The following is a 21,382-nucleotide window of genomic DNA, read 5'->3' as shown; positions in this document are numbered from 1 at the left end:
GGCCTTTGTTGGCACTTCCCAAAACGCAGGTTTGGCCGCTCTTTTGAGCGGTCTTTTTTCAACCTTCTTCGTGTATTTAAAAGGTACTTAAATCATGATCGACAAAGCGAACAGTGAAACTGAGCAAACCCAAAAAACTGGGTTATTAGACAAAGCTAAAAACCATTTAAAGGGACTTGTGCTAGGGGGGCTTGGGGTGGTGTCTGGGGCTGCAGTACCCGTATGGCAAATCTACTTTGTAGAAACGTCCGAGGTGGCTATTGAGATTACTTCAATCAGTCGAATTGAATCGGATCATTTTAAGGTTGCCCTTGATACCGATGAGCTGCAAATGCTAGAGCCATACATTCCTGAAAACTTGTTGTATGAATTTAATCACTTGGGGCAAAGGGGCGATAAAATTGACTTTCCTGAGTTCTCTCTTGGCACTCTATTTACTGCCTATGATAAAGCAAAACAAGACCTTAAAAATATCTCAATCACAAAAACGAAATTACAACAAAGCATAGAGCGAATAGACGCTTATTTAGATCCTGCCAATCAACAGTACCCGTTGGATGAGTTTCGTGTCAGCGAGTTAAAAAGCTGGGATTTGAGTAATCACATTGATGACGCTGAAGCGCAGTATTTTGAGAACCAAGTGTTAGCCATTACACGAGATTATTCGCAGATGGAATTTAATGCCCAAGCAGAGCCTGCACTCAATCTGTCGGCATTGGCATTCCTGCTTAATGATGTAAAAGAAGATATAACCGATGTGATCCGCGAATCGAATAATCGCCATGAGCGTTTAAGAGATGATATTCGTAATATCGAAACACAATTACAAAAACTAAAAGATCAGCAGTTTGAGCAAAATACGTTTTTTACTGTGGACGCCGTTGTGTCGAACTCGGGTAGAGCGAGCACATCGCTGAGGCCTTTAGCACTGATGCGAGTGCAAATTAGTGATAACAACTATGTTGATATTCGCCTCGAGCAGCAACGTTATTCAGATCAATCTGAGTTACTCCCATCTTCTACCAATATGTTGAGTTACCGCTCATTAGAGCTATATTCTTTTCCGAGTGAAGATCAGGCATTGATCAACACCTTTTGGGGCAGCACAGGGCGCGTGCAAATGTATGCGATGGACACTCAGCAAAATGTATTCAGTTCAAATCAAATTGCCTTTGTCGATAATCGAAACCAAAAAGTCATTTTAGATAAACTAAAAGAAGTGGCCTCAAAGCAAATGCAGTAACTTATTAATTAGGCGAAAAATCTTACGGCGTTTTCAAAGGCAACTGATTGCGCGAGAAAGTCTGTTTTAACACCACGGTGGATTCAATCGCTGCGATACTGCTGATCTGTCCCAACGATTTTTTCACGAAGCTTTCATAGTGGCTTAAATCTTTGGCGACTATTTTCAGCAAATAATCATAACTGCCAGTGATCACCGAGCACTCCATTACTTGCTCAAGGGCTTCTACGTCGTTTTCAAATTCATCGGCGAGCTTATCAGAATTGGCATTTAGCCTGACTAGGGCATACACCAAAATCGATAGGTTAAGTTTTTCTCGGTCTAGAATGGCCTGATAGCCTTTAATAATACCTTCTTGTTCAAGTTTTTTTATCCTTCTAAGACAAGGTGTGTCAGATAAATTAACCTGTTGTGCCACTTCAGTAGTCGTCATTCGGCCACGATATTGTAATAAGTCTAAAATGGCTAAATCTTTACTATCAACACGCATGTTAGTTAATTCCGCTAATTTTTATTGTTATTTTATTAAATATCACTCATTGAGGGCGGAATAATCAAGTTTATTGGTGAATTTTTATCACAGCCTACTGCTACTATTAATTTATCAATACCAATAAGAATAAAAAATTATGACAGCGTGTACACGAGAATTTGATGCTTGGATCCGCAGTTCATTCTGCGAGATAAACTCACAGCTCGAAACCTTATATTGGCAGCAAGAAGACAAAGCGAATGTCGAGCACGTCGGTGAAGCATTAAAGCAACAATTACAAGCCGAAGGCACAGAGTTAATTAAAGCCTTAGTTGCTGAGGGCAATACCGACGAAGGATTCGATAATGCCTTTGATTTACTCGGCAATGCAGGCCTCTATATGGCAGCTTGCAGACGCCATGAAATAACTGAGCCGAGCCGAGAGCGAACTTCTCCCTTAGTTGAAGCCTCTACATTGGCCATGCACATTGGCGCGTCTATAGGCGTCACGCCACGTTTTGCCACCGCGCATTTAACGACACACAACACCGCGGTAAATGGAGTGTATAAACGCTTTACCGATCTCGCAGACGAAAAAATCTTCGTTGATTACAACACTAAAGGCATTCTGGCCTATAAACGCGCTGCTGACGCCTTGTTAAAAATCTTACCGCTGGGCGTATCGCACCCAATCACGGGCGATTTATTAAAAGTTGCTAAATATGCGCTACAAGATGTGATTGACTCTAACCAAGAGTTGTTTGATAAGCTCGACACCGACCGATTTTTTTACTGTGTAAGACCTTATTACAAACCACATAGAGTGGGTTCTCAGGTTTATCGTGGCGCTAATGCCGGGGATTTCGCAGGTATTAATGTGATTGATATGCTGCTCGGGTTATGTGTTGCCAATGAGCCCAGTTACTCACAAATGCTGGTGGATAAATTCTTATATATGATGCCAGAAGATCAGCAAATTTTGCGTGACTGTATGCGTCGCACGAGTTTGATGGATTCATTTTTAAACCTTGAAAGCCAACACCGCGCTTCTTGGTATCAAGAGAATGTGACGTTATTTTTAGAAGTGTGCGAGTTACATGGAAAAGGCGCTATCCAGCATCATAACCAATTGGTTGAAAAGTATATTGCGCAGCCTTCAAACTCAATGGCAGAGCAACACCTAGATAAAGTAACAGCCAGCGGCCCGCCACTGTCAGTGTTACTAGGTTCACTCGAAAAACTTCGAGATCGCAGAGCCGCTAATCAGCGAGAGGACATTTTTACTCGTTACCACGATATTCAAAAACTCAAAACCACGCTAAGTAGATAACCTGATGAAGCAAGATTTTGTATTACCGAGTGACACCTACTTATTGAATCACTCGGTTGGTAGACCACTAAAAAGTGCCGAAAACCACTTTAAACAAAGCTATTTATCACCATGGCAAGATTCGGGCAGAGAGCCTTGGCAAGCTTGGCTGGCAATTATTACTGAGTTTCAACAGGCGTTGGGTCGGCTGTTTAACTCATCACCTATGCAGTTTTGCCCGCAAGTTAATTTATCGAGTGGACTTACAAAACTCATTATGGCTTTGCCTGAGCTAAACGAAAATAGTGTCGTGCTAATGAGCGCACAAGACTTCCCAAGTATGGGTTTTGCGATGCAAAAAGCACTCCCTGACGGGGCGATAATTCGCTATATTCCCGAACACAAAGACATCACGAAAATTGACGTTTGGCAGCAACATTTAACTGCCGATGTCGATTTAGTTTTTGTTAGCCAAGCCTACTCAAATACGGGGCAGCTCGCGCCTGTCAATGACATTGTAAAGCTTGCTAAAGCCAATCATACCTTAAGCATTATTGATGTTGCGCAATCTGCTGGGGTTATTCCTCTAAATTTAACCGACCTTGATGCCGATTTTATGATTGGTTCAAGCGTAAAGTGGCTATGTGGTGGCCCAGGGGCCGCCTATTTGTGGCTTAACAGTAAGCATATTGAGCGATTAGCGCCAAAAGATGTAGGCTGGTTTTCTCATGAAAACCCGTTTGAGTTCGATATTCACCACTTTGCTTATCACGATAGCGCTTTAAAGTTCTGGGGCGGTACACCCAGTGTTGCCCCTTTTGCTTTTGCCTCGCACAGCATTGACTATTTTTCTAAGCTTGGGGATAAGCTTAGGAAGCATAATCAAGACTTAATAGACTTACTGATCCAACATTTGGACGAACAAGTGGTCTCACCTTACGATAGAAATCGACGCAGTGGGACAGTGATTATTAAGCCTCATATGGGAGTAGAAGCAGTTTTAACTGAATGTGCTAAAGATGGAATAAGCATAGATGCTAGAGCACATGGACTGCGTGTTTCACCACATATTTACAATGACGAAAAGGATATTATGAGACTTGTGAATATACTCTAAATAAACTTTCAGTATTGCACCGAGAAATTTACAATAAAGCCATTAGTGGTCACTAATGGCTTAGATGCTAAACGTGTTAAGCTTTAAAAAAATCAGCCTGAACTTTACACTCTGTATCAGCAATAAGCTGAGTTGAGTCTCCAGAAAACTCGATATTACATTGACCCGGAAAATTATTATCTAGAAAGGCTTTATAAATATGCGCTTCTCTAAGTAATAGCTGAACGCTGAATTTTACTGTTTCATCGTTGATTAGATGTTCTGGTCTAATTGTGATTAGTCCAATTAAAGTTTCCTCAAAGTTTTCTTCTGGGAGTTTTCCAACCATGATTTCTTTTGTACGTGAAACGATAATAGTATAAAGCTCTGGACCTTTGACCCAATTAAATCCCGAACATACTCCACTTGGAGTCTCTTTTACCTTAAAGACACATGAGGCACCATAATCGTACCATTCATTAAACGAGTTTGTCGCATTTACATTCAATGTGAAAAAACATGTAATACAGTAAATGGCAGTAGATATGGCGTTTTTCATTTTATTTTTATACGGCATAGTTTAAATTTCCTTATTAAGTTTTCAATTCTTTTGAAAAAGTAAAAACGCTAAATGTGGCAAAAATAAAAAAACTATTTTGCAACGCTTTTATAGCACCTTACTTTCAACCTGCTCTTTTGTAAAGCTTATAGGAACTAACCTATTTAGATAATCAATTTATAATTTTTCAAATAGCTAAAAGCTTAATTTGAATGAATACAAGTTGCTTTATATTCATTGAGCGTATTTTTAGGGTGCCGTTCGTCTTTAAATATCGAGTTTATTAAGCAAATAGATCTGCAATAAATGGTAAATTTCTATCAAAGGTACACTTGCATCTAAATTGACCAAGATTTAACATTCCTACCAAAATAATAATAATTCCTAATCATGTACCGCATTTTCCTCATTTTAATCTTTGTTTTGCTTTTGAGCGGCTGTGCTAATGCACCTAAAACCGACTCTAATCACTTAGCAATACAACCAGTGTGTTGTGAAAATGTCACAGTCATAAGTTTTGAAAAACAAGTTAGAAAAAAGCAAATAATATACGATTTGAAAAAGCAAAGCGTTCGTCCATTTGGGGCGTTCAATAGCCCATTTTTAGCAATAGAAAAACCTGAGAACAGTCGCTTTGTGCAGGTATTTAGCTATGCCAATGGGTTGTTCGTCAATAACGCCACTTTTGTGTATCCGTTGGTTCAAGTTTTTGATAATGATAAAAAACTAATTTCCTCACTTAAACCGTATGAAGCTTGGAAGAATGGCTTGCCAACGACGCTCGATCTGCAAGGTAACTTGTTCTATAAAACCCAGTTTACGCTACCGACAAATGCAGCTTACTTATTGTTTTATGTTGACAGTAGGCTAGTGGGTGAATCAGTTGCCATCAATTGGCGTTCGAATGTTGGGGGTAGCGACTATAGAACTATTCAATTTACGAATTATGCAAAGTTAGGGATAAACTTCCTTTAACTTTAAATACTTAAAAATAAAATAATGAGTTAGGAAATCATGAGACTATTACTATCTTTCGTATTTGTGTTGTTTTTAGCAGGCTGTAAATCAAGTCCAACATACTTAAATGCAACGCAACTACAACAGCAATATCAAAACATTGGCTATGCAGGATTCTATGTTGAGGAAGGGCTTGAAAGCCATGAAGCCCATTTAAAATCTTACCTTCAAGAACCTCTGAAAGCTGAACTGATAAAAAAAGGCTTTAATGTCATTGATGCGAGTCAGGTTCATGAAACTTATCGAGCGCTACTAGCTAATACGGATAATCTTTATGATCCTTTAACAGGTCAAGAAAATGAAAATCTCAAAAATGATATCTGGAGACAAGCGCTGGCTAAAACCAAAGCAGAGCTTGGTTTAGATGCCTTTATGTTTATGGGTGTTGACGTCGTAAGAGCGCATTTTACGCATAATATTTTTCTTGGCAAAGTAGCAAGATGGAACGGTCAAGAGGAGTCTTATCTATCTGATTCAGCCAGTACTGGCGACGCCATTTTATCTTTTATGCAGGGGAAACAAGGTTATGTACCTGGTAGCCGAGTTTACATGCGTTTTCGCGACGAACAAGAAAACTTACTAAGCTTTGGTGCTGGTGGTATCGAACTCGTTGCTCAGTTTAATGGTGATGGCGAGATAGAAGTAAAGCCTGCAGATAAAATCTTTAAAGATACAGCTAAGTTTGACTCGGCTATTCAATTTGCATTACGCGAATTTGAAAGTCATAAAGGTAAAAAATAATGCGTGCTTTATTGATGATGCTTGTATTGGCTTTGACTGGCTGTAAAGGAATGTATCACAGTGATCCAGCTGTTGTATCAGAGCCAATTTTAGTTGGGCAAACTTCTAAAAGTAATGCTATCGCATATGTCTGGTTACCAACAGCTAATACAGGAATGAAAGCCCTTTATAAAGAAGCCTTTAATAACAATATGATTGAGTTTTCAAAGCAATTCGGCCTAAGTAATCATTATAGTGAATTGCAGGATCATTTTGATAACTTCATTATCGAGCAGGGTGGGGCGTTTAATCACAAAACCGGTGAGTTGAAAGCAGAAGTGGTGTTAACTGGCTTGATAAGTACTTACAATCAGATGCAACAACAGCAAACTGGTTTCAAATATTTAGTGGTACTTCACCCTGTTGACTTTAAAACTCGTGTCGAGGATGGATATGCGCAGTGGCATGGCGTTGAACAACAAATGTTGATAGCAGCACGAAGTGCTGTTGAATATAGAGATGTGATGAGTTTGAAAGTGCAATATTTCGACCCAAGTGATGAGGCTTTTGAATATCACTTAATTGGTCTCGATATGCATTCACCTAATTTAGAAGACAAGACAAAGTACTTTGATGTGATTAAGCATATTTTCAGACCAGTATTAAAGCTTCAAGCGCCTAACTAACTTATAGCTCCCTAAAGTGAATGCCTTAGGGAGCGACCCCCAGCTATACATAGGTGTAAGTTCCTACCTTCATACATATTATTAAGCTTTGCTATACCTCTACCTTATGCCTTCGCACCAGGGTGCAGCTAAATTTGGTTCAAGTAAAGGCTCTTTAGGCTGTCTTTTTTGACCTGGCGGAACAAGCACCTTCAGGTTTAGAGATTTAAGCAATAATCTGACATTTTCATTGGCGTCATCATGATCCATTAAAAGTTCAACTAGCTCAGAAATATGTTGAGTCCTTAAGCTCGATACATTTTCTATGGCTATTGCATGTTTAACTTCATCTAAAAAAAGCAGGTAGTCATGATTTTCGATTGCATGCTCACGAATTTTGTTTTCTATACTAGCGCGATACTTTTTGTATAACGCAAGGTCTTGTTTGATGAGTGCAGTGGTCAAAATAGAGAATGTGAGTCGAACTGAGTCTCTATGTTTATTCTGTAATTGAAATAACTTGTTGGCCTCTAAAAAGTGGTTAAGCGCCTTATCTGCCTGGTCAATATGCAGAGCGATGTTACCGCGCACAATATGTATACCTGCGCTGATATTGGCATCTAAGACATCAAATTCAATTGAATCGAGTAACTGAAACCCGACAGATGGTTGCCCTTGAACGCGGTAAGCTGTTGCTATGTTTGATTTCAGAGCTGCTGTGTAGTTAATACTTGTAGTTTTTGTTAAGGCGCAAGTAAAGTGTTGTATCGCATCTTGGTGTTGATTATTTTGTCTGTATGCCACACCAATATCATTAATAATATGCAAAGCTTTTTTTTCTGTTACGGCTGCAAACTGCTTTTTTTTCAAGGTTGTTAAGATATTCGTAAAGCTTTGCCAATCATATACATTGATTGCAGCCTTGATAGCGATACGATGAAATTGGAGTGCGTCTTCGTTAAAGGTATTTTGGTACTGGTGTTTTTGTCTTTTGTACTCAGCTAGCGCTTGCTTCGGATTGTTTTTTTCTAGCTGAGATAAACTCTCTATTAATTCAGAACTGACAGTTGCAGAGGCTGACAATAACAAAGACAACAATAGACTCATAAAAATGACCAAGCAAAACCGAGCAATATAGTTATTGTAAACGTATTGTGATTTTTTTAATAATACTAATTTGCTACTTAACTACGCGATTATTTTAAAACCACCTAGTTAATAGATATGTAGGTTGAAACTATATCAGCGTCATCGTCTAGCCAGTGCGAGTAAAAATAGATGAACTGCTCGGTTTTCTAATCATAATAGGCGCTTGAAACAAAGTCAGCTTCTGGTGGTAAGGCTAATTTATCTCGCTCTGCTAAGTTTGTTGATAACGTCACTAAGTGATTTTTACCATTGTCTGTTTTGACATGAACCAAAATTTGTTGTTCTAAATTGAATGCGTGCACAATTTCGCCGTCATCAAATGACCACTCTTGCTCACCCTGTAAGTTAAACACTTTATTGCGGTCCCAAACAGTTTGCTGATTTTCATTACTAAAAATAATTGTACCGCGTTGATTAAATACTTTGGCTGAGCACTTTTTTGGGTGCTGTGCAAATACACAAAGCAATGCCATTGCTTTTGGTTCAACTAATTCACAGGTTTCTCCATGACAAACTTGATTTCTCTTTGCATCAATGAAGATATTATTTAGATAAAATTTGTCCATGGAAGTCATTTAATGTATTGATAATAATAGTTATAAAAAGCCTAGGTGATTCCTAAGAGAAACATTGTTGCGACTTTATCGCGTTTGAATCTACTCGGTTATAGAGTGACTCCTCTGTTTGTTTATGAGGCTTTTCTTATGGTTAATTTCTTACAAAAATTCGATTATGCGCGAGTAGTTTGGCTGCTATTCGCATTCTTCATTACCCCTACAGCAACCGCGCAGGCGCCTAATTATGAGTTAGCTAGGCTATTTCTTGCTCAAAATAAACCTTACAAAGCAGCTAAATCTATTCGGCCGGCTATTAAATACGTAGCACCTAATTCAAGACAGTACAGAAGGAGCAAAGACCTTCAACAAGTGATTAAGGATAAACTTTGAAAGTGATGAAGTGATGAAGTGATGAAGTGATGAAGTGATGAAGTGATGAAGTGATGAAGTGATGAAGTGATGAAGTGTTGAGCGGTATTGCCACTCAACACTATACAAATTATGGTTCAATTGGACAGAATTGACCACCGTTTGGTACCCAAACACTGCGAGTTTCCCAACGGCAATTATATGCAACTGTTTTACGCTCTTGTTGTGTGAAGAAAGTATCATGTTGATGCACATAAACACCGCCCGGTGCATAACCATAAGGGCCAGGAATTGTCCAGTCATTAGGGCAGCTTTGACTAGCCAGTACAGTTTTAGTCGTCCAATCAGGATAAGTTGTCATTGAGTTTTTATACATTAACTTGTAGTGACACGTTTTGTATGCAATATCAGTGAGTTCAGTGCGATAGTCACACACACGAACACGACGTTCATCCCAATAACCACCACAGTCAGAGCTTGCAACTTGAGTGTCGTAAAAAGTATTAAAGTCGGTTGTTTTTATTTCTTTTTCAGCAGTGTTAGCTGCAGCATTAAAAGTGAGTGCAAGAAAAACACTTGCAATCAAAGTTGTAGTTTTCATTTCAAAATCCTTTGAAAAATTAAAAGAGGTACAATTGTTAATCTTGTGTTTTGGTTTGTAAATACTTTGCTTGTTGAATAATTTTAATACAGAAAGTTGAAATTAATTACTGAGATAAATAAGATGATTTTAGATTTATAGAGACAATTTACATTTAGATACTATTCTCATCGCATTTATTATTGCACTGATTGGTTTGCCTCGTAACATAGAGGAGTTAACAAACTGAGAACATCTAAAATGAAACTGAAAATCTCTCTATTAAGTGCAGCGGTTGTTGTTGCACTGAGTGCGTGTAGCACTACGCAAAGCACTTCACAACAAGTTGAACCAGTAGTACAAAAAGTTGAAAAGCAATACGACAATATTTTATTGCAAAAGTACGCTGGGCCTTATGATGGTGTACCGCAGTTCGACAAAGTCACGATTGCGGATTTAGAACCAGCACTGGATATTGCAATTGCTGAAAACCTGGCAGAAATTGATGCCATTGCAAATAACCCAGAGAAGCCAACTTTTCAAAACACCATAGTGGCACTTGAAGCGTCAGGTGAAGCACTTGATCGTTTATTCCCATACTATGGCATTTGGGCAAACAATAACTCAAGCCCTGCATTTCGTGAGTTACAAGGTAAACTAGTGCCTAAGTTTTCTGCGATGAGCTCTAAAATCACGCAAAACAAAGCTTTATTTGAACGTATTCAAGCGGTTTACAATAGTGATGAGTTTAAAAACTTAACTGCTGAAGAGCAGCGTATTACTTGGATGCGTTACAACGGTTTTGCACGTAACGGTGCAACACTTTCGGGTGACAAAGCAAAGCGTTATGCTGAAATTAACTTAGAGCTATCAGGCTTACACTCTAAGTTTGGTAACAACGTTTTGGCTGATGAAGAAAACTATGTCGTTTATCTTACAAAAGATCAACTAGCTGGCTTACCTAAGTCATACATCTCTGCAGCAGCGGCAGCAGCAAAAGCGCGTGGTCAAGAAGGCAAATATGCAGTAACGAATACGCGTTCATCAATGGACCCATTCTTAAAGTATTCAGAAGAACGTGAACTGCGTAAGCAAGTTTGGCACAACTACTACAATCGCGGTAATAATGCGGGCGAAAACAATAACCGTGACGTGATCAGCCAAATCTTAAAGCTACGTCATGAACGTATTCAGCTTCTAGGCTACGAAAACTATGCACAGTGGCGTTTAGAAGATCGCATGGCAAAAGCGCCTGAAAATGCCATCGAACTGATGAATAAAGTATGGCCTGCTGCGATTGCACGCGTAAAAGAAGAAGTGGCAGACATGCAAGCTGTCGCTGATAAAGAAGGCGCTGATATCACAATCGAGCCTTGGGACTACCGTTTCTACGCTGAAAAAGTACGTAAAGCGAAATACGACCTAGATTCAAATGAAGTCAAAGAATACCTTCAAGCAGACAAACTAACTGAAGCCATGTTCTATGTGGCAGGTGAGTTATTTGATTTCACATTCACACCAGTGCCTGAGGGGTCAGTGCCTGTCTTCCATGAAGACGTGAAAGTATGGGAAGTGAAACGCAAGTCGAATGGCGAGCACGTTGGTTTATTCTACCTTGACCCGTTTGCTCGTAAAGGTAAACGCTCAGGTGCATGGGCAACGTCATTCCGTTCACACACCACATTCCAAGGTAAGACAAACGTACTAAGCACCAATAACTCAAACTTTGTTAAAGCGCCAAACGGTGAAGCAACACTGGTTTCTTGGGATGATGCGAATACCTACTTCCACGAATTTGGTCATGCGTTACATGCGCTTTCTTCAAATGTGAAATACCCAAGCTCAAACGGCGGTGTGCGTGATTACACTGAGTTCCAATCTCAGTTATTAGAGCGTTGGTTATCGACTGACGAAGTAATCAACAACTACCTTGTTCATTACAAAACGGGCAAGCCAATGCCTAAAGAGTTAATCGAGAAGATCCAAAAGTCTTCAACGTTTAACCAAGGTTTCTCAACAACTGAATACCTAGCGTCTGCGATCATGGATATGAAATTCCATATGACTGATCCTGAGCTAATTGGCGATCCGGTTGAATTTGAAAAAACGGAGCTTGCAAAATTAGGGATGCCATCTGAAATCGTAATGCGTCACCGTACAACGCATTTCGGTCATATCTTCTCTGGAGAAGGTTACTCAGCAGGTTATTATGGTTACCTATGGGCTGAGGTATTAACTTCTGATGCAGCAGAAGCATTTGCAAATGCACCGGGTGGTTTCTACGACAAAGACTTAGGAGACCGTTTAGTTAAATATCTATTTTCAGTACGTAATGCAATGGATCCGGCAGAAGCTTATAACAAGTTCCGTGGTCGTGATGCAGAAGTAGGTGCGCTAATGCGTGACCGTGGCTTCCCAGTATCAGAGTAATTTTTGGCTAAAGTTACAAGTATCGAGCCCAGCAGTTGCTGGGCTTTTTTGTGTTAAGACTAAACGACACCATAGGCCAGCATGGCATCAGCTACTTTAATAAAGCCCGCGATGTTGGCACCTTTGACATAATCAACGTGTTCTTCATGTTCACCATATTGCACGCATTTATCGTGTATTTGCTTCATGATGTTGTGCAGTTTCTCTTCAAGTTCCTCGTGCGACCAAGACATACGAATGCTGTTTTGCGACATTTCTAAAGCTGATACCGCCACACCACCTGCGTTTGCCGCCTTACCTGGCGCATAAAGGATTTTATTGTCATAAAACACTTTGACGGCTTCCGGCGTGCAAGGCATATTGGCGCCCTCAGACACCGCAATACAGCCATTATCAGCCAATTGTTTTGCATCTTCTTCTGTAAGCTCATTTTGAGTAGCACAAGGGAAAGCGAGTTGTGCATTGATACGCCAAGGTTTTTCATTTTCAAAAAATTCGCAATTAAACTCACTGGTCAGCACATCGAGTCGTTTGCGTTGCTGAATTTTAATTTCTTTAATTTTATCAAGTTGTACTTGCGTGAGGCCATCAGGAATAAATAGTGTGCCGCTAGAATCTGAAAGGGTGAGCACTTTGGCATCAAGATGTATTAGCTTTTCTGCACAATGAAGCGCAACATTACCTGAGCCTGATACTAAGCAAGTCTTGCCTTTAATGTCGTGCTGGTGGTGAGTGAGCATAGCTTGCATAAAAAACGCATTACCATACCCCGTTGCTTCAGTGCGAATAAGGCTGCCACCATACTCAATGGCTTTACCTGTGAGCACGCTTTCGACTCTATGGGTGATGCGTTTGTACTGACCAAATAGATAGCTAATTTCTTTAGAACCAACGCCGATATCTCCGGCAGGTACGTCCATATTAGGGCCAATATGTTGATAAAGCTGGGTCATAAATGATTGGCAAAAGCGCATGATTTCTCTGTCAGACTTGCCTTTAGGATTAAAATCAGCACCGCCTTTACCTGCGCCTATCGGTAAAGTCGTTAAGCTATTTTTAAAGGTTTGCTCAAAGCCCAGAAATTTCAACACGCTTAAACTGACAGAAGGGTCAAATCTCAATCCGCCTTTGTATGGGCCGATAGCATTGTTAAATTGCACTCTATAACCACGGTTAATACGAATATTGCCCTGATCATCTTCCCAAGTTACGCGAAAAGACACGACCTTATCAGGCTCTGTCATTCTTTCTAGAATATGCGCTTGGTGATATTTTTTATTTTGATTAATAAAAGGGATTACAGACTCTGCAACTTCTTTGACTGCTTGGTGAAATTCTGGTTCATGCGGGCTCCGTTTAATGAGCCCATCCATAAAATGCTCTAGGGTTAAATCATCGTACATATGTTCACCTGTTAGATCTGGCGTTGTTCCAAAAAGTGGGCTATTTCGCTATTTTTAGCCTAGTCTAATTCTTAGGGGTTGTGATTTATTCTTTTGAATTTAAAGTTATTTAGTTGATATGCGCTGCTTGGCTATTTAGATCAAATGTTACCAATTGTTTCCAATTTACAAACGCTTACAAATTAACAAAGGCAGGGTTATTTTTTATTTACCTTTTCGCTTATGATGTGAGCAAATAACATATGGCTAGTAAAATAAGAAGGGAATATGTCGTTGCTAAATTCATTTCAAAAATCACTTTTGGCATTATCAGTATTAGGCTTAGTGGCCTGCTCAGGCGAAGAAAGCACTGAAAAAGCAGATAGCAAAACAGAGCAAACAGCGAAAAAACAAGAAAAAGAAGAGTTTGCAATTCCTGTTGAAGTCACCTTTTCAAAAGTCGGTGATGTTGCCAAGTTCTATCAAACCACCGCCATTTTAGAAGCAGAGCAAGAAAGCAAGGTGGTTAATAAGGTAACGGGCATGCTTGAATCTGTGCATGCACAAGAGGGTCAGCGTGTGAGTGCTGGAGAGTTACTAGCGCAAATTGATCCACGCAATTATGAATTAGATTTTGAGCGTGCCAAGATTGATTACGAATCAGCAAAGTCAGAATACAATCGAAGCCAGCCAGTTGATGGCAAACAACTTATCTCTGAAAAAGACTTAGATAAACTGCGTTTTAGAGTGCAAACCACAGAAAACCAGCTTGAAGTTGCCAGAATTAAACTTCGCGACAGTAAAGTTGTTTCGCCGATTGACGGTGTTATCGCTAAGCGTTCGGTGAAAGCCCATAATATGTTAAGCACATCTGGCAATGAAATGTTCCATGTTGTGTCACTAGACTCACTCATTGGTGTGGTTTACTTGCCAGAATCAGAGCTTAGTAAAGTAAAGCTTGGGCAAGTCGCAAAACTTCATTTTCCTGCAGAGCCAAACTTACAACTAGAAGCAACCGTTCTGCGTATTGCGCCTTTAGTAGATAGCAAGTTAGGCACATTCAAAGTGACACTGACAATTGATAATCAAGAGAATATTTTAAAGCCGGGGATGTTTGCCCGCGTTGCTTTACTGCTTGATAGCAAGCAAGGCGTTACCTTGGTGCCTGAAAACGCCGTGATCAAAAAAGATGGTAAAGCAACCCTGTTCGTTGCACAGAATGACAGAGCTAAAAAACTTGAAGTGGAAACGGGTTACACCCAAGACGGTTGGGTAGAAGTTATCACGCCTATTTCGAGTGAAGACGGCGTTATCACTGTAGGTCAACATGGTCTTAAAGACGATGCTTTACTGAAAGTGTTAAATCACGACCAAAGTGCCATCGTGACCAATACTGAAGACAAATCTCAACAGCTTTAATCGCGCCAGAAGTAAGGACAGAGTATGAATATTGCTAGGCTTGCGGTAAAGCGCCCAGTGACCATAACCATGTTGGTTTTGGCGGTGATGTTGTTCGGTATGGTGGGGTTCTCACGCCTTGTGGTGTCGTTATTACCTGATTTAAGTTACCCAACTTTAACAGTAAGAACAGAAAATCCTGGTGCTGCTCCCGCTGAAATTGAACAACTGATTTCAAAACCAATTGAAGAAGCGGTAGGTGTCGTTAAAGGCATTCGCAAACTGCATTCTATTTCTAAACCGGGACAATCAGATTTAGTCATTGAGTTCCAATGGGGCACAGATATGGATCTGGCTATTATGGAGCTTCGCGAAAAACTCGATATGGTGATGCTACCCGTTGAACTGAGAAAACCCGTCATTTTAAGGTTTAACCCATCTTTAGATCCAATTTTAAGACTGAGCATCTCAGGTGATGCGCAATCTTACACACAACTAAGATCACTGCGTACCTACGCAGAAGAAGAGTTAAAACGCGCCCTTGAACCCATTGATGGGGTTGCAGCAGTTCAGCTCAGTGGTGGTTTAGAGCAAGAAGTACAAGTGCTTATTGACCAACAACAAGCCATGCTGCGTGATGTGACCGCTGAGATGATCACAAACCGAATTAAAAACGAAAATATCAATGTGTCAGCCGGTCGAGTTTATGACGGTCAACAAGAGTTTTTAGTTCGCACCTTGAATCAGTTTACTTATATTGAAGAAATTGGTGATGTCATCATTAAACAAGATGCCGGACAGACGGTTTACTTACGTGACATTGCCACTGTGGTTGATGGTGTAAAAGAGCGCCAAGATATTACCCGTGTTAATGGCAATGAAGCAATCGAGATGGCTTTGTACAAAGAGGGCGATGCCAATACAGTGGCTGTGGCCAAACGTGTACAGGCTAAAATCAAACAACTACAGGACGAATTACCAGAAAATGCAGAGCTGAAAATTCTCACAAATCAGGCTGAGTTTATCGAAAAAGCCATCGATGAAGTAAAGCAAACCGCAATCATCGGTGGTCTACTTGCGATTGTGGTTTTGTATCTTTTCTTAGGTAAGTTTAAACCGACAATCATCATTGCACTGGCTATTCCAACCTCCATCATTGCAACCTTTAACTTAATGTTTGCCAATAACATCAGCCTAAATATTATGTCTTTAGGTGGTATTGCACTGGCGGTTGGCTTATTGGTCGATAACGCCATTGTGGTACTTGAAAATATCTATCGTAAAAAAGAACAAGGGCAAGATGTTGAACAAGCTGCAATCGAAGGCACTAATGAAGTATCGGGTGCGGTAACCGCGTCTACACTGACAACTTTGGCGGTATTTGCGCCATTGGCATTTGTCACAGGCTTTGCTGGTGAGATTTTCAGCGACCAAGCACTGACGGTCACCTTTGCTCTACTTGCCTCATTAATTGTGGCACTAAGCTTTATTCCTATGTTGGCGTCACGTCAGTTTTCAATTGCCTCGGGTGATGCAAACCCTGAAAACATTGAAGCTGAAAAGCCAGTGAAAACCGGTGCAAAGAAATGGCTTAGCCTGTTATTAATGCCGTTCAAGTTTGTGGCTGTTGTGATCCCGTGTTTTATCGGGCGTTGGATATTACGCATCATTATGATGTTGTCGAAAATCATAGGCTGGTGTACCAGCAAAATTACTTATCCGGCTTATGTTGCATTCAATGGTGTCTATAAAATCTTTGCCAAAGGGTATGACAAGCTACTTAAAGGCGCGATGAAACAGCGCGCATTGGTCATTTCAATTTCGTTAGTTTTTGCTGTGGGTGTCGCAAGTCTATTGCCTAAATTGGGCATGGAGCTGATGCCTGAAGTTGCGCAAACAGAACTGACTTTAGAAGTTACACTGCGTCAGGGCACGCCGATTGAACAAACTGACCAACAGCTTAATTTGTTGGCTCGCTCAGTGGTTGATATGCCTGGAGTCGTGCACACTTACAGTATGTCGGGCACAGGTAGTCTGATGATGAGCAGTGCGACACGTGGTGGCTCTCACTGGGGGCAACTGGTTGTTAAAACTGAAACACCAGCACAATTAAGCGCAGTGCAAGATGCGTTACGTGCGCAACTGTCTGGCATGGCGCAGGTCAATGCAGAGTTCACGCAAAGTCGCATGTTTGAACAAGAACGTCCATTAGTTGTGGTGATGAGCGGTTATCAGCTTGATGAGTTAAAACTGTACGCCGATAGATTGGTGTCGCAACTACAACAGCAAAACCGTTTTGCCGATGTCACAACATCGCTCAGAGCGGGGCAACCTGAGCTGAAAATTGAGTTTGATCATCAACGTTTAAGTAGCCTAGGGTTAACCGCTGCGGGCATTACCGATATTTTGGCAACCAAAATAGGGGGCAATGTCGCTAGCAAATATAACCTAGATGATCGTCAGGTTGATATTTTGGTTCAGGTTGATCGTGATTCACGTAACTCAGTGGCGGCGATCCGCGACTTAATCATTCATGGTGAGAATGGTCAGAGCGTGCCGCTGTCAGCGGTTGCGAAAGTCACAGAGTCTATTGGCCCGAACGAAATCAACCGTTTAGATCAGGCTCGTGTTGCCATCATCACTGCCTCTGTGAAAGAAGGTGATTTAGCAACAGCGGCGCAGGTTGTTCGCAGTGAAGTAGCATCTTTAGGATTACCAGATCGTATTTATAGTCAAGTGATTGGTCAGAATAAGCAAATGGAAGAAGCCTATTCGTCATTAATTATGGCGCTATTGCTGGCGGTATTCTTAGTTTACTTGGTGATGGCTTCACAGTTTGAGTCATTGTTAAATCCGTTCATCATTTTATTCAGCGTGCCATTGGCGGTACTCGGGTCAATCTTTGGTTTATTTATCACTGGTACCAGCTTAAGTGTGATCACCTTTATTGGTTTGATCATGCTAAGCGGTATTGTAGTAAACAACGCCATTGTATTAATTGACCGTATTAATCAGTTACGCGCGCAAGGTTGTGCGATGTTGGATGCTATTTTAAAAGCGGCCAACTCGCGTCTGCGTCCAATCATCATGACGACCATGACCACGATTTTAGGTTTGTTACCTATGGCGATGGCAACAGGGGAAGGCGCTGAATTACGTGCGCCATTGGCGATTACTGTGATGAGCGGTCTATTAATTGCGACCTTCTTAACCCTGATTGTTATTCCTGTTTTATATAGTGTGTTTAACCGTGACCAAGTGCAGGTAAATGAGAACTTAGGTAAGGCGGACTATGAAGCAGGCTAAATCAATCAAAAACCTGACGGCACTGGCTCTAAAACGGCCAGTGACCTGCTTTATGTTGATGCTATCAATGATAGTAGCTGGGCTTATGAGTAGTAAGCTTATCCCCCTTGATAGCTGGCCTGCGGTTAATGCACCTGCCGTGTTTGTACGAGCATCTTACCCAGGTTCAACCCCTGAAGAGATTGAGCGTCTTATCACAAAACCCCTTGAAGAAGCTTTGGCAACCATGGGTGGAGTGAACTCAGTCACTTCTCGCACCTCTTCAGGGTGGGCGTCACTTACCCTACAGATGAAGTTTTCAACTGACTTAAATGTGGCAATTTTAGAAGCACGCGAGAAGGTTGATCTGGTTCGACACCTTTTACCTGAAGATTTACAACGCGTAGACGTCATGAAATTTTCAACCCAAGATATGCCGGTTGTTGAGTTAACATTACTCAGTGAAAAATCTTTAAATCGTGACTATGAGTTCTTAGAAAATAACCTAAAAATGCCATTGGAGCGCATTCAAGGCGTAGGGCGTGTAGAGCTTTATTTACGTCAGCCAAGAATTTGGGTGAAACTTGATCCTGACAAACTTGCGATGCATCGCGTTGATATTCAACAAGTGACGCGAGTGCTTCAAGAAGCCAACTTCTTAAAGTCTGTGGGTGAAGTTCATACTGATGATTATCGCTATGCGGTGACGCCGCAGGGTCAATATCGTGATATCGAAGATATTCGAGCACAACGCATCAATGAGCGTGTGAAACTCTCTGACATTGCCAATGTGCATTATGCTTTGAGTGAACGTCAATGGCAGCGTCGTGTTGACGGTCAACCTGCGGTAGGCTTAGATATTTTCAGAGAATCGGATTCAAATGTAGTCGATGTGGCAAAGCGCATTCGCGAAACCCTTGATGAAGTGATGCAAAAGCCACAACTGCAGCATATTGATATTCAATATGACAGAGATGATGGTAACAGTGTTGAAGTATCAATTTCTTCATTGTTACAGGCTGGTGCAATCGGGGCGGTATTATCATTCTTTGTACTGTGGTTTTTCTTACGCAATCTTAAACTCACCGGCGTTGTGGTGCTTGCCGTGCCTGTTTCATTAAGTATTTCATTGGCGATTATTTACTTCATGGGTTTCAGTTTAAATATGCTGACACTGATAGGTTTGATCATCGCCATAGGCTTGCTTATCGACAACTCGGTAGTGGTCTGTGAGAGCATCTTGCAACAACGAGCACAAGGCGATTCGGGTAAAGCAGCAGTAATAGAAGGTGTTGATAAAGTCAGTACTGCCATTTTGAGCGCAACACTCACTACAGTGGTGATCTTTTTACCTTTACTCATGGGTGACAGTAACTTTTTAACCGTGATGTTACAGCAGATAGCAGTGTCAATTTGTGTGCCATTAATGGTGTCTTTATTGGTTGCAAAAACCCTGATCCCACTGTGTATGTATCGTGTGTTACCTGACAATGCCGGCGCAAACGAATCTGGCTCAGATAAAGCACAGCAAACATATCGCAAAGCATTAACTTGGGGTCTTAGCCACCCTAAGCGTGTGGGGGCTTTTTTCTTGATTATGTTTACCAGTGTTATGCTGGCAAAAAGTATGGTTGATAAGAGCTCAAGTGACGCCCAGTCACAGAAGCGGTTACAGATATTTTATGAGTTCAAAGGCGAACCTGACCTCGATAAAAAACTCGCGTTTTTGCAAGAAATTGAGACTTATTTACTCGATAACAAGCAATCACTTGGGATCCATAAGCTCTACTCTGGGGTATATCAAAGAGGTGCTTGGTCAAGTATTCGCTTTGTTGAAGATTTACCAAGACCCATTGAGGATATTAAAAAAGATATCCGTGAAAACTTTCCTGAATCAGCGTATGCAAAGGCGTCTTTGCAACGAGAAGCAGGATCTCGAACGGCGGTGAGTGTTTATTTGTTCGGTCGCTCGACAGCAAAGTTAAATGAGTTGGCTGAGCAGCTTATCCCTGTGATTGAAGCCCATCCACATTTTACCGATGTAAAAAATAGTGCTGAGGGCGATGTTTACGAAATGCAGCTAGTGGTAGACAGACAACGTGCTATGCAGCTGGGTGTTTCGACGCAAGAAATTGCCACTAAAATTGGTAATGCAATGCGTGGTCTCAATTTGAAAACGCTAAGGACTTTAGATAAAGGTGAAGTTGAAATTATCGCGGGTTACTATGAACAGGGCGCTATTCCTATGGAAGAACTTAAAAGTTTACCTGTTATGGAGTCAAACGGCGCTATTTTAACCTTGCAACAATTGGTAGAAATAGAAACACGCCCAGCACCGCGCACAATTTCACGCAGAGATCGTCAAACTCAGATTTCTATTGAGATGAATATTCAAGATGTGAGTCACAAAGAAGCAGCTAAGTCGCTGAATGAGATGATGAATGCGATCACATTGCCGCGAGGTTATTCTTGGGGCTTAGGTCCTAAGTTTGCTGAGCAAGATGAGTCAATGAAAGATATGGCCTTTAATATGATGATCGCGCTATTCCTGATCTTCATGATCATGGCGGCGTTGTTTGAGTCATTGCTATTACCAATTGCAATTCTAAGTTCGATAGGACTTGGCTTTGTTGGTGTGTACTGGACCTTTGCATTACTTGGTATGGGCTTAGGTGAAACAGGTATGTTAGGCATGTTGGTACTTATGGGTATTGTGGTAAACAATGGCATAGTCTTGATTGACCAAATTAACCGCTTTAAGGGCTCAGCAGAGCACTTACAACAAGCGATAGTTGATGCTTGCTCAACCCGTTTACGACCTATTCTAATGACAGTGGCAACGACGGTGATTGGCATGCTACCTGTGTTGTTCGATAGTAGTTCAGCAGATTCAGGCGTATTAGATTATAAACCCATGGCAATTGCGATTATTGGTGGCTTGATTTTCTCAACCTTAACCAGTTTAGCCTTTGTGCCTTACTGTTATTACCTACTTTATCGTTTGGGTCAGGGCAGTAGTAACCGACTTGCTGAAGCTCGGGCTTATGCAAATCAAAAGTTGTCAAAGCTGAGTTAAACAAGTAATAAAACTACCAGATGAATGGCGCTGTATGCGCCATTTTTTGTGGTGTTCAACCTATACTCTGGAGCA

General features: G+C 41.0%; 16 protein-coding genes. 10 read left to right on the top strand and 6 right to left on the bottom strand.

Features of this window, described 5'->3' with window-relative positions; genetic code table 11:
- The first annotated feature begins 94 nt into the window (after positions 1-94).
- Positions 95-1,243 (top strand): hypothetical protein, encoded by a 1,149-nt coding sequence (locus AAEU28_RS13070; protein ID WP_421964517.1) that lies wholly within the window; start codon positions 95-97, stop codon positions 1,241-1,243.
- A gap of 22 nt (positions 1,244-1,265) precedes the next feature.
- Here AAEU28_RS13070 and AAEU28_RS13065 read toward each other — a convergent pair whose 3' ends face one another.
- Complete coding sequence (locus AAEU28_RS13065) at positions 1,266-1,733, bottom strand: Lrp/AsnC family transcriptional regulator (protein ID WP_421964516.1); 468 nt, start codon at positions 1,731-1,733, stop codon at positions 1,266-1,268.
- Positions 1,734-1,872: 139 nt separating this feature from the next.
- Between AAEU28_RS13065 and AAEU28_RS13060 the strand changes: the two genes are divergently transcribed.
- On the top strand, positions 1,873-3,045 hold the full coding sequence (locus AAEU28_RS13060; RefSeq protein WP_421964515.1) for a PrnB family protein: 1,173 nt from the start codon (positions 1,873-1,875) through the stop codon (positions 3,043-3,045).
- A gap of 4 nt (positions 3,046-3,049) precedes the next feature.
- A complete protein-coding gene (locus AAEU28_RS13055) occupies positions 3,050-4,141 on the top strand; it encodes an aminotransferase class V-fold PLP-dependent enzyme (protein WP_421964514.1) in 1,092 nt (363 codons plus the stop codon).
- A gap of 76 nt (positions 4,142-4,217) precedes the next feature.
- Here the strand turns inward: AAEU28_RS13055 and AAEU28_RS13050 are convergent, their stop codons facing one another.
- The gene (locus AAEU28_RS13050) at positions 4,218-4,697 is read right to left on the bottom strand and encodes a hypothetical protein (RefSeq protein WP_421964513.1); all 480 of its coding nucleotides are present in this window, start codon (positions 4,695-4,697) and stop codon (positions 4,218-4,220) included.
- A 537-nt stretch (positions 4,698-5,234) separates the two neighbouring features.
- On the opposite strand from AAEU28_RS13050, the gene AAEU28_RS13045 reads away from it, so the two are divergent.
- Genes AAEU28_RS13045 through AAEU28_RS13035 form a run of 3 tightly spaced genes read left to right on the top strand, consistent with a single transcriptional unit; the run spans position 5,235 to position 7,102 of the window.
- On the top strand, positions 5,235-5,654 hold the full coding sequence (locus tag AAEU28_RS13045) for a hypothetical protein (RefSeq protein ID WP_421964512.1): 420 nt from the start codon (positions 5,235-5,237) through the stop codon (positions 5,652-5,654).
- A 39-nt stretch (positions 5,655-5,693) separates the two neighbouring features.
- Positions 5,694-6,437, top strand: a complete 744-nt coding sequence (locus AAEU28_RS13040; RefSeq protein ID WP_421964511.1) for a hypothetical protein — start codon at positions 5,694-5,696, stop codon at positions 6,435-6,437.
- Complete coding sequence (locus AAEU28_RS13035) at positions 6,437-7,102, top strand: hypothetical protein (RefSeq protein ID WP_421964510.1); 666 nt, start codon at positions 6,437-6,439, stop codon at positions 7,100-7,102. The genes AAEU28_RS13040 and AAEU28_RS13035 overlap by 1 nt, the downstream gene beginning before the upstream one ends.
- A 99-nt stretch (positions 7,103-7,201) precedes the next feature.
- On the opposite strand, the gene AAEU28_RS13030 is transcribed toward AAEU28_RS13035, so the two are convergent.
- The 3 genes from AAEU28_RS13030 to AAEU28_RS13020 all read right to left on the bottom strand — a co-directional run bounded on the left by AAEU28_RS13030 (position 7,202) and on the right by AAEU28_RS13020 (position 9,757).
- On the bottom strand, positions 7,202-8,188 hold the full coding sequence (locus AAEU28_RS13030) for a hypothetical protein (protein WP_421964509.1): 987 nt from the start codon (positions 8,186-8,188) through the stop codon (positions 7,202-7,204).
- 188 nt (positions 8,189-8,376) lie between these two features.
- Positions 8,377-8,796, bottom strand: coding sequence for a hypothetical protein (locus AAEU28_RS13025; protein WP_421964508.1), 420 nt, complete (start codon positions 8,794-8,796; stop codon positions 8,377-8,379).
- A gap of 490 nt (positions 8,797-9,286) precedes the next feature.
- Positions 9,287-9,757 (bottom strand): hypothetical protein, encoded by a 471-nt coding sequence (locus AAEU28_RS13020; protein ID WP_421964507.1) that lies wholly within the window; start codon positions 9,755-9,757, stop codon positions 9,287-9,289.
- A 240-nt stretch (positions 9,758-9,997) separates the two neighbouring features.
- Between AAEU28_RS13020 and AAEU28_RS13015 the strand changes: the two genes are divergently transcribed.
- Entirely contained in the window at positions 9,998-12,166 is a 2,169-nt protein-coding gene (locus AAEU28_RS13015) for a M3 family metallopeptidase (RefSeq protein ID WP_421964506.1), read from the top strand.
- Positions 12,167-12,225: 59 nt separating this feature from the next.
- On the opposite strand, the gene gdhA is transcribed toward AAEU28_RS13015, so the two are convergent.
- Positions 12,226-13,569: an NADP-specific glutamate dehydrogenase gene (gene gdhA, locus AAEU28_RS13010; protein WP_421964505.1), complete on the bottom strand. Its 1,344-nt coding sequence runs from the start codon at positions 13,567-13,569 to the stop codon at positions 12,226-12,228.
- A 267-nt stretch (positions 13,570-13,836) separates the two neighbouring features.
- Here gdhA and AAEU28_RS13005 point away from each other — a divergent pair, with 267 nt between their 5' ends.
- From AAEU28_RS13005 to AAEU28_RS12995, 3 genes are read left to right on the top strand one after another with little or no spacing between them, the layout of a single operon-like run.
- On the top strand, positions 13,837-14,967 hold the full coding sequence (locus tag AAEU28_RS13005) for an efflux RND transporter periplasmic adaptor subunit (protein WP_421964504.1): 1,131 nt from the start codon (positions 13,837-13,839) through the stop codon (positions 14,965-14,967).
- Positions 14,968-14,991: 24 nt separating this feature from the next.
- Positions 14,992-18,252, top strand: a complete 3,261-nt coding sequence (locus AAEU28_RS13000; protein WP_421964503.1) for an efflux RND transporter permease subunit — start codon at positions 14,992-14,994, stop codon at positions 18,250-18,252.
- Positions 18,239-21,307, top strand: coding sequence for an efflux RND transporter permease subunit (locus AAEU28_RS12995; protein WP_421964502.1), 3,069 nt, complete (start codon positions 18,239-18,241; stop codon positions 21,305-21,307). The genes AAEU28_RS13000 and AAEU28_RS12995 overlap by 14 nt, the downstream gene beginning before the upstream one ends.
- The last annotated feature ends 75 nt before the right edge of the window (positions 21,308-21,382 follow it).

The sequence above is a fragment of the Pseudoalteromonas sp. SS15 genome, from assembly GCF_049257195.1.
Taxonomy (GTDB): domain Bacteria; phylum Pseudomonadota; class Gammaproteobacteria; order Enterobacterales; family Alteromonadaceae; genus Pseudoalteromonas.
This window is presented reverse-complemented; position numbering and strand designations above follow the sequence as displayed.

What these genes read in the sequence shown, in the direction of transcription:
- AAEU28_RS13070 (WP_421964517.1), top strand. Translation starts at nt 95, where the DNA reads ATGATCGACAAAGCGAACAGTGAAACTGAGCAAACCCAAAAAACTGGG.
- AAEU28_RS13065 (WP_421964516.1), bottom strand. Translation starts at nt 1,733, where the DNA reads ATGCGTGTTGATAGTAAAGATTTAGCCATTTTAGACTTATTACAATAT.
- AAEU28_RS13060 (WP_421964515.1), top strand. Translation starts at nt 1,873, where the DNA reads ATGACAGCGTGTACACGAGAATTTGATGCTTGGATCCGCAGTTCATTC.
- AAEU28_RS13055 (WP_421964514.1), top strand. Translation starts at nt 3,050, where the DNA reads ATGAAGCAAGATTTTGTATTACCGAGTGACACCTACTTATTGAATCAC.
- AAEU28_RS13050 (WP_421964513.1), bottom strand. Translation starts at nt 4,697, where the DNA reads ATGCCGTATAAAAATAAAATGAAAAACGCCATATCTACTGCCATTTAC.
- AAEU28_RS13040 (WP_421964511.1), top strand. Translation starts at nt 5,694, where the DNA reads ATGAGACTATTACTATCTTTCGTATTTGTGTTGTTTTTAGCAGGCTGT.
- AAEU28_RS13035 (WP_421964510.1), top strand. Translation starts at nt 6,437, where the DNA reads ATGCGTGCTTTATTGATGATGCTTGTATTGGCTTTGACTGGCTGTAAA.
- AAEU28_RS13030 (WP_421964509.1), bottom strand. Translation starts at nt 8,188, where the DNA reads ATGAGTCTATTGTTGTCTTTGTTATTGTCAGCCTCTGCAACTGTCAGT.
- AAEU28_RS13025 (WP_421964508.1), bottom strand. Translation starts at nt 8,796, where the DNA reads ATGGACAAATTTTATCTAAATAATATCTTCATTGATGCAAAGAGAAAT.
- AAEU28_RS13020 (WP_421964507.1), bottom strand. Translation starts at nt 9,757, where the DNA reads ATGAAAACTACAACTTTGATTGCAAGTGTTTTTCTTGCACTCACTTTT.
- AAEU28_RS13015 (WP_421964506.1), top strand. Translation starts at nt 9,998, where the DNA reads ATGAAACTGAAAATCTCTCTATTAAGTGCAGCGGTTGTTGTTGCACTG.
- gdhA (WP_421964505.1), bottom strand. Translation starts at nt 13,569, where the DNA reads ATGTACGATGATTTAACCCTAGAGCATTTTATGGATGGGCTCATTAAA.
- AAEU28_RS13005 (WP_421964504.1), top strand. Translation starts at nt 13,837, where the DNA reads ATGTCGTTGCTAAATTCATTTCAAAAATCACTTTTGGCATTATCAGTA.
- AAEU28_RS13000 (WP_421964503.1), top strand. Translation starts at nt 14,992, where the DNA reads ATGAATATTGCTAGGCTTGCGGTAAAGCGCCCAGTGACCATAACCATG.
- AAEU28_RS12995 (WP_421964502.1), top strand. Translation starts at nt 18,239, where the DNA reads ATGAAGCAGGCTAAATCAATCAAAAACCTGACGGCACTGGCTCTAAAA.